The sequence below is a fragment of the Stenotrophomonas maltophilia group sp. Smal32 genome (genome assembly GCF_030237085.1).
GTDB classification, from domain to species: Bacteria; Pseudomonadota; Gammaproteobacteria; order Xanthomonadales; family Xanthomonadaceae; genus Stenotrophomonas; species Stenotrophomonas maltophilia_Q.
This window is the reverse complement of the sequence record NZ_JASJSI010000052.1, coordinates 17099-29011: the sequence shown is the minus strand read 5'-3', so window position 1 is coordinate 29011 and position 11913 is coordinate 17099. Positions and strand designations below refer to the sequence as shown.

Annotated in this window: 11 protein-coding genes; 5 read left to right on the top strand and 6 right to left on the bottom strand. The window is 68.9% G+C overall.

The window, feature by feature from the left end; all coding sequences use genetic code 11:
* On the bottom strand, nt 1-650 hold a 650-nt coding region (locus QRO91_RS13600), incomplete at its 3' end, for an MFS transporter (protein ID WP_336621520.1).
* A gap of 143 nt (nt 651-793) precedes the next feature.
* On the opposite strand from QRO91_RS13600, the gene QRO91_RS13595 reads away from it, so the two are divergent.
* A complete protein-coding gene (locus QRO91_RS13595; protein ID WP_049429651.1) occupies nt 794-1681 on the top strand; it encodes a LysR family transcriptional regulator in 888 nt (295 codons plus the stop codon).
* Here QRO91_RS13595 and QRO91_RS13590 read toward each other — a convergent pair.
* Nucleotides 1650-2117, bottom strand: coding sequence for a DUF1456 family protein (locus QRO91_RS13590; protein WP_014035693.1), 468 nt, complete (start codon nt 2115-2117; stop codon nt 1650-1652). The genes QRO91_RS13595 and QRO91_RS13590 overlap by 32 nt on opposite strands.
* Nucleotides 2118-2260: 143 nt before the next feature.
* Here QRO91_RS13590 and QRO91_RS13585 point away from each other — a divergent pair, with 143 nt between their 5' ends.
* On the top strand, nt 2261-3013 hold the full coding sequence (locus QRO91_RS13585) for an SDR family NAD(P)-dependent oxidoreductase (protein ID WP_049429652.1): 753 nt from the start codon (nt 2261-2263) through the stop codon (nt 3011-3013).
* A 147-nt stretch (nt 3014-3160) separates the two neighbouring features.
* Here QRO91_RS13585 and QRO91_RS13580 read toward each other — a convergent pair whose 3' ends face one another.
* The 4 genes from QRO91_RS13580 to QRO91_RS13565 all read right to left on the bottom strand — a co-directional run bounded on the left by QRO91_RS13580 (nt 3161) and on the right by QRO91_RS13565 (nt 7298).
* Nucleotides 3161-4072, bottom strand: coding sequence for an SPOR domain-containing protein (locus QRO91_RS13580; RefSeq protein ID WP_197650429.1), 912 nt, complete (start codon nt 4070-4072; stop codon nt 3161-3163).
* A 21-nt stretch (nt 4073-4093) separates the two neighbouring features.
* Entirely contained in the window at nt 4094-5782 is a 1689-nt protein-coding gene (argS, locus tag QRO91_RS13575) for an arginine--tRNA ligase (protein WP_285310433.1), read from the bottom strand.
* A 114-nt stretch (nt 5783-5896) separates the two neighbouring features.
* The gene (radC, locus tag QRO91_RS13570; RefSeq protein ID WP_049429655.1) at nt 5897-6601 is read right to left on the bottom strand and encodes a DNA repair protein RadC; all 705 of its coding nucleotides are present in this window, start codon (nt 6599-6601) and stop codon (nt 5897-5899) included.
* 70 nt (nt 6602-6671) lie between these two features.
* Entirely contained in the window at nt 6672-7298 is a 627-nt protein-coding gene (locus QRO91_RS13565) for a response regulator transcription factor (RefSeq protein ID WP_197619914.1), read from the bottom strand.
* Nucleotides 7299-7526: 228 nt separating this feature from the next.
* On the opposite strand from QRO91_RS13565, the gene coaBC reads away from it, so the two are divergent.
* The 3 genes from coaBC to QRO91_RS13550 are packed head-to-tail and all read left to right on the top strand — an operon-like array spanning nt 7527 to nt 11614.
* Nucleotides 7527-8789 (top strand): bifunctional phosphopantothenoylcysteine decarboxylase/phosphopantothenate--cysteine ligase CoaBC, encoded by a 1263-nt coding sequence (coaBC, locus tag QRO91_RS13560; RefSeq protein WP_049429657.1) that lies wholly within the window; start codon nt 7527-7529, stop codon nt 8787-8789.
* The gene (gene dut / locus QRO91_RS13555; RefSeq protein ID WP_021204751.1) at nt 8786-9259 is read left to right on the top strand and encodes a dUTP diphosphatase; all 474 of its coding nucleotides are present in this window, start codon (nt 8786-8788) and stop codon (nt 9257-9259) included. Before coaBC ends, dut begins: the two co-directional genes overlap by 4 nt.
* Before the next feature lie 12 nt (nt 9260-9271).
* On the top strand, nt 9272-11614 hold the full coding sequence (locus QRO91_RS13550; protein ID WP_285310432.1) for a phosphomannomutase/phosphoglucomutase: 2343 nt from the start codon (nt 9272-9274) through the stop codon (nt 11612-11614).
* Nucleotides 11615-11913 lie beyond the last annotated feature (299 nt).

Here is an 11913-nt window from a genome sequence, read left to right as displayed (position 1 = left end):
GTCCAGAAGATCGCGAACATGGCGAAGCTGCAGGCGCCCAGCAGGGTGCGCTGGCGCAGCACCGGTTCCTGCACGAACAGCACGCCGATCGAGCGCAGCAGTGCGAAGTAGCCGAGGCCGGCGCTGTGGTGGAATCGCGGCAGGCCGCGCTGCAGCGCCAGTGCGGTCACCACCAGGGTGCCGGCCGCGATCGCGTACACCAGGCGCCAGTCACCCAGGCTGGACAGCAGGCCAGCGACGGTGCGGGCCAGCAGGATGCCCAGCAGCAGGCCGCTCATCAGCGTGCCGACCACGCGGCCGCGATGCTCGGGGGCAGCCAACGTGGCCGCGAACGGCACCAGCACCTGTGCCACTACCGAGAACAGGCCGGTGATCGCGGTACCCACCAGCAGCCAGGCGAGCGACGGCGCGCAGGCGCTGATCACCAGGCCGCCGGCCGACAGCAGGCTCATTACCACGATCAGGCGGCGGCGCTCCAACAGGTCGCCCAGTGGCACCAGCAGGATCAGCCCGGCGGCGTAGCTCAGCTGCGCGGCGGTCACCACCATGCCGACCTGGCCGAACGGCACGCCGAAGGCATCGGCGATGGTGTGCAGCAGTGGCTGCGCATAGTAGTTGCTGGCCACCGCCACGCCGGTAGCGACCGACATCAGCAGCACCTGCCAACGGTGCAGAGGGGGAAGGGACGGGCTCACGCGATGTTCCAGGAAGCGGGGGGCACAGTGTCCGCCTGCTGCGAGCATGATGGAAATGAATCATCATCATCCGTACCATCTGGAAACAAGATAGTTGTATGAACCTCAAGCAGCTCGAATTCGCCGTGGCGCTGGCCGAAGAGAGCAATTTCACCCGTGCCGCCGAGCGCTGCCACGTGGTGCAGTCCGCGCTCAGCCACCAGATCGCCCACCTGGAACAGGAACTGGGTGCCACGCTGTTCGAGCGCCTGCCGCGCCAGGTGCGGGCCACCGCCGCCGGCGAGGCGTTGCTGGTGCACGCACGCCAGGTGCTGGCCAGCCTGCGCCACCTGCGCGCCGACGTGGCCGCCGTCAGTGGCGAAGTGGGTGGGTTGCTGGCCATCGGGCAGATTTCCTCGCTGACCGGCATCGACGTTGTGGCGATGCTGGCGGCCTTCCAGCGCGTGCACCCGCAGGTGGAGTTCCAGCTGCACGTGGACAAGAGCGAGGACCTGATCGCGCAGGTACAGTCGCGCGCGCTGGATGTGGCACTGGTAGGCCTGGCGCCTTCGGCAGCGCTGGACGGTGTCTGCCACCAGGTGCTGCAGGAGGAGGATCTGGTAGCGGTAATGGCGCCATCGCACCGGCTGGCCGGGCGCAAGCGGCTGCCATTGGCCGCACTGCAGGATGAAGCACTGGTCGACTTCCCGCGCGGCACCGGCGCACGCCAGCAGACCGATGATGCTTTTGCCGCAGCCGGACTGCCGCACACGGTCCGTTTCGAGGTCAACCTGATGGAACTGGTCGAGCGCTTCGTCCGCCATGGGTTGGCGGTCGGCATCGTGCCGGCATTGATCGCCGATGGGTTCCAGGGTGTGGTGCAGATTCCGCTGCAGCCGACCCCGACCCGGCGCGTGCACCTGGTCTGGCAGCGCCTGCCGACACCAGCGGCGCGGGCGTTCGTCGACGCCGTGCTCAGCCGCGCAGGCGCAGGCTCAGACCCTTGAGGAAGTTGCGCAGCATCTGGTCCAGGCAACGCCGGTAGTTGGCGTGCCCGGGTTGACGGAACAGCGCGCCCACTTCCGACTTGGAGACATTGAAACCTGCGCTGGCAAAGATCTCCATCAGATCGACGTCGCGCAACTGGAATGCCACGCGCAGCTTCTTCAGCACCAGGTTGTTGTCGATGCGGGTTTCCACCGCACGCTGCGGCTGGCTCTCGTCGCGACCGCGCAGGTGCACGATCAGGCCGTCGAGGAAGTGGGCCAGCGCGCTGTCGTTCATCGCCTCGAAACCGGCTTCGTCCTCGCGGCGCAGCCAGGCTTTCACCTGTTCGGTATCCACGGCGAAGGCCGGGTCGGCCATCTGGCACAGGGTCACCACGTGCTGGTCGCCCAGGTCCAGGGAGTAGCGCACGCTGCGCAGGACATCGTTGTTGATCATGGCCCATTGTACCGGCCCCCTGCAGCTGGGGTCAGATCCCTGTGCGGAGCAGAGGGATCTGACCCCGGATCTGGCCGATCCGGCAACACAGCGGCCAACCGACGATGCCAGAATGGGGGTCTGGTTTCCCCTGGAGTTGCCTGATGACCCGCACTGTCCTGATTACCGGCGCCACGTCCGGCTTCGGCGCCGCCGCCGTCCACCGCTTCGCCCAGGCGGGCTGGAAGGTGATCGCCACCGGCCGCCGCGGCGAGCGCCTGCAGCCGCTGGTCGACCGCTACGGCAAGGACGTGGTGCACGCCGCCGTCTTCGACATCCGCGATGCGGTGGCGATGGAAGCGGCGCTGCTGGCGCTGCCGCCGGCGTTCGGTGAGATCGACCTGCTGGTCAACAATGCGGGCCTGGCACAGGGCACAGCGCCGGCGCAGAGCGCGAAGCTGTCGGACTGGACCACGATGATCGACACCAACATCACCGCGCTGGTGACCCTGACCCACCGCCTGCTGCCTCAGCTGGTGGAGCGCAAGGGCGCGATCATCAACATTTCGTCGGTGGCGGGTGTCTACCCGTACCCGGGCGGCAACGCCTACGGCGGTACCAAGGCCTTCGTCAGCCAGTTCTCGCTGGGCCTGCGTTCGGACCTGCACGGTACCGGCGTGCGCGTGACCACGATCGAACCGGGCATGGCCGAAACCGAGTTCACCGTGGTCCGCACCCACGGCGACCAGGCGGCGTCGGACAAGCTCTATACCGGCGCCAACCCGATGACCGCCGAGGACATCGCCGAGCAGATCTTCTGGGTGGCCACGCTGCCGCCGCACCTGAACATCAATCGCTTGGAACTGATGCCGGTCAGCCAGTCGTTCGCCGGCTTCCAGGTGGCCCGCGAAGGCTGACCTGCGCCGTACGACGTCTCGTGCCATCGCGGAAGTGTAGAGCCGAGCCCATGCTCGGCTTCGTCGGGATTCAGCCGAGCACGGCTCGGCTCTACAGAAACAGAAAAGCCGGGCAATGCCCGGCTTTTTCCATTTGGATCCGGCAGGTTACTGCGCCTTGATCGCCATCGCCTGCAGGCCGGTGCCATCCAGCTTCTGCTTGGCTTCGGACAGTTCGCCGGCGCTGCCATACGGCCCCATGCGCACGCGGTACACGGTCTTGCCGTTGATCTGTGCCGACTCCACGCGTGCCGCAAGACCCATCATCGCCAGCTTGGCCTTGGTCGCTTCTGCATCGCCGGAGGCACCGAAGGCGCCTGCCTGCAGGATGTAGCGGGCGTTGTCGGCGGCCGCCGGTGCGGCAGCGGCCGGGGTACCCGTCGTTGCCGGTGCAGTTTCCGCGCGTGCTGCCGGCGTGGCGGCGGCGGTGCTGGTCGAGGCCGGGGCCGTGCCGGCCGGTGGCGTTGCCGCGGCCGGGCGTTCACTCAGCGGTGCCGGCAGCGGACGGCTGGTGGCGGTCACCTGCGCGGTGCTGGACACGCTGGCGGTGGCCGCCGGTGCCGGTGCCGGTGCGGTGGTGGTCGCCGGCGGAACCGGCTTGCCTTCCAGCGCAGCCTGCGCGCGTGATGCTTCGGCCTTGGCCCGGCGCTGCTCTTCGGCACGTGCGCTGGCAGCCAGTTCGGCGTCGGACATTTCGACTTCCTTGCCCGGCAGCAGGGTGTAGAAGTCGTACTGGGTGGCGGCCGGCTTTTCCGGTTCGGCCGGCTTCGGCGTCGCCGGCTGCGTGGCCGGCTGGGTGCCGACATCGCTGTCGGCATCTGCGACCGGCGCCGGCTGCGCGTTCGGGTTCGGTTGCGGACCGGCGCGCAGGAAGCCATCGCCCTCGCCCTTGAACAGGTTCGGCGCCGCCAGGAACACCACGGCCGCGATCGCTACACCGGCCACCAGCCACACCCATCCGGGTGTGCCCTGGCTGCCGCTGTTGCGTCGTGCCTGGCTTTTGCCGCGTCGTGCTGCCATGAGTACTGCGTCTCCTGATGCTTACATTTTTTCCGGGGCGCTGACGCCGAGGAGGTCGAGGCCATTGGCCAGTACCTGGCGCGCCGCACAGGCCAAGGTCAGGTTGGCGTTGCGGTCGGCGGCGTCATCCACCAGCACCGGCGTCCCGTGATACCACGTGTGGAACGCGTGCGCCAATTCACGCAGGTACTGCGCCACCAGATGCGGTTCCAGTGCCACGCCGGCCGCTTCCACCACTTCCGGATACCGCGAGATCTCGTTCATCAGCAGCAGAGAGGCGTCGTCGGCCAGGCGGCCGAGGTTGGCCAGGCCGTTGCCCTGTTCGTACACCAGGCCCTTCTCCTGAGCTTGGCGCAACAGGCTGCAGACGCGGGCATGCGCGTACTGCACGTAGAACACCGGGTTGTCGTTGCTCTGCTGGCGTGCCAGGTCGATGTCGAAGGTCAGCTGCGAATCGGGCTTGCGCGCGATCAGGAACCAGCGGGTCGCATCGCGGCCGGCTTCCTCGATCAGGTCGCGCAGGGTGAAGTAGCTGCCGGCACGCTTGGACAGTTTCACTTCCTCGCCGCCGCGCATGACGGTGACCATCTGGTGCAGCACGTATTCCGGCCAGCCCTGCGGGATGCCCACTTCCATCGCCTGCAGGCCGGCGCGCACGCGCGCCAGCGAGCCGTGGTGGTCGGCGCCCAGCTCGGTGATCGCGCGCTCGTAGCCGCGTTGCCACTTGGACAGGTGGTAGGCCACGTCCGGCACGAAGTAGGTGAAGGTGCCGTCGGACTTGCGCATCACGCGGTCCTTGTCGTCACCGAAGTCGGTGCTGCGCAGCCACAGCGCGCCACCTTCCTCGTAGGTATGGCCCGAGGCCTGCAGCTTGGCGACCGCTTCAGCAACCTTGCCGTCGGCGTACAGCGAGCTTTCCAGGAAGTAGATGTCGAAGTCGACGCCGAACGCGGCCAGGTCCAGGTTCTGCTCGTTGCGCAGGTAGGCCACGGCGAAGCGGCGGATCGCCTGCATGTCGTCCGGGTCCTTGGCGCCAACCACGGTGCTGCCTTCCAGGTCGACGCTGGCGCCGGCCATGTAGGCGCGGGCGACGTCGGCGATGTATTCACCGCGGTAGCCGCCTTCCGGCCAGCCGTCCTGGTCAGGCGCGATGCCCTTGATCCGTGCCTGGGTGGACAGCGCCAGGTTCTCGATCTGAACGCCGGCGTCGTTGTAGTAGAACTCGCGCTTGGCGTTCCAGCCGTTGGCATCGAGCACGCGCGCCACGCAGTCGCCGATCGCCGCCGCGCGGCCATGGCCGACATGCAGCGGACCGGTCGGGTTGGCCGACACGTACTCCACGCCCACCGTGCGGCCATTGCCGGACAGGTTGCGGCCGTAGTCGTGGGCTTCCTTGATGACCGAAGCGGCTTCACGCTGGTACGCAGCCGGAGCCAAGTGGAAGTTGATGAAGCCGGGGCCGGCAATCTCGACCTTGCTGACGTCCTCGCTGCGCGGCAGCGCCTCGACCAGCGCCTGTGCCAGTGCGCGCGGATTGCTGCGCGCGGCCTTGGCCAGCAGCATCGCGGCGTTGGTGGCGAAGTCGCCGTGGTCGCGGGTCTTCGGGCGCTCGACCACGAAGTCCGGCGGCAGGGAGTCGGCGGGCAGGGTGCCATTGGCGCGCAAGGCTTCGATGCCTTGGCTGATCAGGGCGCGGAGGAGATTTTTCACGAGGCCTGCTGTGAGAATGAGCGGCGGAATCGCCCATTTTAGCGCAGATACCCGCAGCCACGCTGACCGGAAGATGCCTGTGGGGGCGACCGATGGCCCCTGGCGGGGCCGCGCTCAGCCGAACAGGCGCGGCTGGGCCTGGGCCAGCAGGCCTCGTTCAGCAAACGAAACGGGACGGCCCTCGCCGACCACGAAGTGGTCCAGCAGGCGCACGTCCACCATTGCCAGCGCCTGCTGCAGCTCGTCGGTGATGCGGGTATCGGCGCTGGAGGGCTCCGGGTCGCCGGAAGGGTGGTTGTGGCTGAGGATCACCGCCGCCGCGTTGTGCAGCAGGGCGCGCCGCACCACTTCGCGGGGGTAGACCGGGGCGGCGTTGATGGTGCCGTGGAACAGCTCTTCACAGGCGATCAGGCGGTGGCGGTTGTCCAGGAACAGGGCCATGAAGACCTCGCGGGCCTGCCCACGCAGGCGGTGCTGCAGGTAGCGGCCGACCGCCGCCGGGTTGTTGCCTACCGCCTCGCCGTGCTCCAGTTCGGCCGCCAGATAGCGATGGGCCAGCTCCAGCCCGGCAGCGAGCGTGCAACTGCGGGCCGGGCCGAGCCCGGGCAGGCGGGCCAGTTCGGCTGCGGGGCGGTCGAGCAGTATCCGCAACGGGCCGTGCGCCTGCAGCAGGTCGCGCGCGGTCTGCACGGCATCGCGGCCACCGAACCCGGAGCCGAGAAACAGGGCCAGCAGTTCGGCGTCGGAAAGTGCCGTGGGCCCGCGTGCGATCAACTTCTCGCGCGGGCGTTCCTGTTCGGGCCAGTCATGGATGGGCATGGCCCCATCATCGCCAGACTTTGCGGCGGCTCCCATCGGGGCAAGCCGCGGGCCCGGGTCGGCCAATGCCTCAGTCGCGCCGGGTCTGCAGGTAGTCGAACAGTTCCTGGTTGTTCTGCAGGCCCAGCTTGCGCTTGGCCTCGGCCTTCTGCCGGCTGATCGTCTTCGGGCTGCGTCCACATCGTGCGGCCACGGCGTTCACGCTGAGGCCGGCCGCCAGCAGGTCCAGCACTTCCTGCTCGCGTGCCGACAACGGCGCCGGTTCGCGTGGGAACAGCAGGTCGCGGGCCTGCAGGTGGTGGCGCAGCTGCTGGGAAACGAACACCTGCCCGACAAGCGCGGCATTCAGTGCCTGCGGCAGTTCGGAGAAATCGGCGCATTTGTCGACCAGACCGTTGATGCCATCGCGCAGCAGGCCATCGAGCAGCCCGGGATGGCGCGCGCCGGTCAGCACGACCACTGGAAGCCCGGGGAAGCGGGTGTGCAGCGCATCGATCAGTTCCGGGCCATCCGGGCCGGTGCCGGGCATCGACAGGTCGGTCAGCACGGCATCGCATGGGTGATGGTCGACCAGCTGCAGCAGCCCGGCGCCGTCACGGGCGCTGCCGACGATGTCCATCAGATGTGTCTGCAGCACGATGCGGATGCCGTGCAGGACCACGGGATGGTCGTCGGCAATGATGATACGTGGGCGCACGTGGCTCCTCGGAGATCGAACAGGCCACGCTGTGCGGCAGCCAAGGCCTGATTCTGCAAAAGCACTGTCCCGCATAGGTATAGGAAAGGTCCGAAATCGATGCCGGCTGGATTCCCCGCCAACCTGGGCGGAATCCATCTGCTGATAGCCGCCCGCTATGTGCACCGTGCACCGGGACGTTACCGACCATCGGGTAAGCTAGCGCCCTCGTTTGCACAGGAATTCCAGGTGGCTGACTCCCCCAACGCTTCCCCCGCGCCGGCTCGCGCGCTGGAAGGTCAGAAACTGCTGTTGTGCGTCGGAGGCGGGATCGCGGCCTACAAGGCCCTGGAACTGGTGCGGCGCCTGCGCGACGCCGGTGCCCAGGTGCAGGTGGCGATGACCGCCGGTGCCCAGCAGTTCGTCACTCCACTCAGTTTCCAGGCCCTGTCCGGGCAGCCGACCCGCACCACGCTGTGGGACAGTGCCGCCGAACAGGCCATGGGCCACATCGAGCTGGCCCGCTGGGCCGACCGCATCGTGGTCGCCCCGGGGACCGCCGATCTGCTGGCCCGGCTGGCCCAGGGCCACGCCGATGACCTGGTCAGCACCCTGTGCCTGGCCAGTACCGCGCCGCTGACGATCTGCCCGGCGATGAACCACCGCATGTGGCTGCATCCGGCCACCCAGGCCAACATCGCCCTGCTGCGCCAGCGCGGTGCGCAGGTGATCGGCCCGGTCGATGGTCCGCTGGCCGAGGGCGAATCCGGTCCCGGCCGTCTGGCCGAACCGGGCCACATCGTCGCCGCGCTGGCCGCCAATGGCAGTGCCGCAGCGGTGATTGCCGCACCGGAAACCCGCGCGCTGCAGGGCCTGCGCCTGCTGATCAGCGCCGGCCCGACCTACGAAGACATCGATCCGGTGCGCTATGTCGGCAACCGCAGCAGCGGCAAGATGGGCTTTGCCCTGGCCGCGGCCGCCGCGACGATGGGCGCCCAGGTGGTGCTGGTCAGCGGCCCGGTGCAGCTGCCGACGCCGCCCGGCGTGCAGCGCGTGGACGTGCGCTCGGCCGCGCAGATGCGCGATGCCGTGCTGAAGGCGCTGCCGGCCGACATCTATATCGGTGCCGCCGCGGTGTCCGACTACACCCCGCGCCAGGTGGCCGCGCAGAAGCTGAAGAAGACCGCCGAGAGCCAGTCGCTGGTGATCGAGCTGGTGCGCACGCCGGACATCCTCGCCGAGGTCGCTGCACAGACGCAGTCGTTGAAGCTGGTGGTCGGCTTCGCCGCCGAGACCCACGACGTGGAGAAATATGCGCGTGGCAAGCTGGTCGACAAGCGCCTGGACCTGGTGATCGCCAACCAGGTCGGCATCAGCGGCGGTGGTTTCGAGAGCGACAACAACGCCGCCACGGCCTACTGGCAGGACGGTGAACAGGTATTCCCGGCCACCTCCAAGCGCGAGCTGGCCGAACAACTGCTGGCGCTGATCGCGCGGAGACTCCAGGCATGACCCAGGCTTTCACTTCCCAACCGCTGCAGGTCAAGCTGCTCGATCCGCGCTTCGGCGACAGCTGGCCGCTGCCCGCCTACGCCACCGAAGCCAGCGCCGGCATGGACCTGCGCGCCGCGCTGGATACCGCGCTGACCCTGCAGCCGGGCGACACCGCGCTGGTGCCCAGCGGCCTGGCCATCCATATCGCCGATCCGAACCTGTGCGCGGTGATCCTGCCGCGTTCCGGGCTGGGCCACCGCCACGGCATTGTGCTCGGCAACGGCACCGGCCTGATCGACGCCGACTACCAGGGCCCGTTGCTGATCAGCGTCTGGAACCGTGGCCGCGAGGCCTTCACCATCGAGCCGGGCGATCGCATCGCGCAGCTGGTGGTCGTGCCGATTGCCCGCGTCAGCCTGCAGGTGGTGGATACTTTCACCGACAGCGTGCGGGGAACGGGTGGATTCGGCCATACCGGGGTGCGTTGACGGGGGACATTGATGAGCGGCATCGGGGAAGGGCAGCGGGAACGGTCGTTGGGACGCAGTGCGCCACTACTGGGGGTGCTGCTGGTCCTGCTCGCCGGCTGGTTCGGATGGAGCGCGGTGCAGCAATGGCGGCAGGAAGCCAATGGCCAGGCGCTGGAAGAAGCGCGTGACCAGGCCGTGCAGGGACTGCAGGAGGCGGCTGCCGGCCAGCTGAAGCAGCTGCAGCAGCAGTTGAAGAACGAACGCGTGCAGCAGGCACTGCAGGCCGGCGACGCCGCCGCGGCAGCGCTGGCCGTACGCGAGAGCTGGACCGGGGTGGAGCAGGTTGAAGTGCTGGGCGCCGATCTGGCCACGGCCTATGCCGACCCGGCCACCTTCGGCTATGCACGCCTGGCCCTGCTGGAAGAAGCGCTGGCCGAGGGCAAGCCGGGCCTGCGCGTGGTACGCGATGCCGGTGGCAATCGTCTTGGTCTGGCGGCACCGGTGCAGCTGGGCAGCCTTGGCCCGGCAGTGCTCTACGTGCGCCAGCCATTGCTGCGGCTGACCTCGCCGCTGGACCAGGTGAGCGCCCCGTCCACCGGTTTCCTCGGCCTGCGCCAAGGCACGCATGACCTCGTTGCCCAGGGCGACGCCGGCCTGGCCGAGAGCGCCGAAGCGCTGGCGCGCCCGGTTCCGGGCACGCCGTTGCGGCTGGTGGCTGCCGTACCCAATGTCGAAGCCGGTCCGCTGGGCCTGGGATCGCTGGCCAGTGCCATCGTCGCGCTGCTGCTGGCCTTTGTCGCCGTGTTGCTGGTGGTCGGTCGCGGCCGCCTGCCGAAGACCCTGCCGCTGCCGCGTCGCGCCGCTGCGGCCGAAGCCGATCACGGTCCTACGCTGAGCGAGAGCCTGCAGATGGCGCCGCCGCCGGTGGCCGCCGCCAGCGCCGCGGAAAGTGCGCCGCCGCCACCGCCGGTCCCGGCCGGGGAACTGGCCGCCGGCATCTTCCGTGCCTACGACATCCGTGGCGTGGTCGGCAGCGAACTGACGCCGAAGACCGCCGCGCTGATCGGCCAGGCCATCGGTACCGTGGCGCTGGAACAGGGCCTGCGCGAGGTGGTGATCGGCCGTGATGGCCGCCTGTCCGGCCCGGAACTGGCGGCGGGATTGGCCGAGGGCCTGCGTCGCACCGGTTGCACCGTGATCGACATCGGCCTTGCACCGACCCCGGTCGTCTATTACGCCGCCTTCCATCTGCGTACCGGCACCTGCGTGGCGGTCACCGGCAGCCACAACCCGCCCGAGCACAACGGCTTCAAGGTGGTCATCGGTGGCGAGACGCTGTCCGGCGATGCCATCACCGATCTCTACCAGCGCATCGTCGAGGGGCGCCTGGTGCAGGCGGCCGAGCCGGGCGATTACCAGCAGCGCGAAGTGGGGGCCGACTACATCCAGCGCATCGCTGATGACGTGCAGCTGGACCGCCCGCTGAAGGTCGTGGCCGATGCTGGCAACGGCGTCGCCGGTGCGCTCGCACCACAGCTGCTGGAAGCCATCGGCGCCGAAGTCATTCCGCTGTACTGCGATGTCGACGGTACCTTCCCCAACCATCACCCCGACCCCAGCGAACCGGCCAACCTGGAAGACCTGGTACAGACGGTCAAGCGCTTCGGCGCCGACCTCGGCGTGGCCTTCGATGGCGACGGCGACCGCCTGGGCGTGGTCACCGGCGAAGGCAGGATCATCTATGCAGACCGCCTGCTGATGCTGTTTGCCGCCGATGTGCTGATGCGCAATCCCGGCGCAATGGTGATCTACGACGTGAAGTGCACCGGCAAGCTGTCCGACCACGTGCTGCGCAATGGTGGCAGCCCGCTGATGTGGAAGACCGGGCATTCGCTGATGAAGGCGAAGATGCGCGAAACCGATGCGGAACTGGCCGGCGAAATGAGCGGCCATTTCTTCTTCAAGGAGCGCTGGTTCGGTTTCGACGACGGCCTGTATGCTGCCGCGCGACTGCTGGAGATCCTGGCCCAGCGCGAGGAAACCCCGGACGAGGTACTGGCCGAGCTGCCGGAGATGGTGGCGACGCCGGAACTGAAGGTGCCGGTGGCCGAAGGTACGCCACACGCGCTGGTGGCGATGCTGGTGGCAGCAGCGCAGTCGCCGGACAACCCGTACGTGGGTGGGCGGCTGTCGACCATCGATGGCCTGCGCGTGGACTTCCCCGATGGTTGGGGCCTGGTGCGTGCCTCCAACACCACGCCGGTGCTGGTGCTGCGCTTCGAGGGCAACGACGAGGCGGCACTGGAACGCATCCAGGCGCTGTTCCGCAGCCAGCTGCAGCCGGTGCTGGGCGACACCCCGCTGGGGTTCTGAGCTGGGGCCGGGCTGCGCCCGGCACCCGCCGAGGCAACGTCAACGTCAAGAGCGGGTTTTCTGAGGGATGGCGGGGTGGGGGGGGGGGGGGGGGGGGGGGGCGGCGCGGCCCCGCGGGGGGGGGGGCGGGGGGCCCCGCCCCCCCCCCCCCCCCCCCCCCCCCCCCCCCCCCCCCCCCCACCACCCCCCCCCCCCCCCCCCCCCCCCCCCCCCCCCCCCCGGGGGGGGCCCCCCCGCCCCCCGCCCCGGACCAAAAACAAAAAAAACACAACAAAACACAACCACAACACAAACATAAA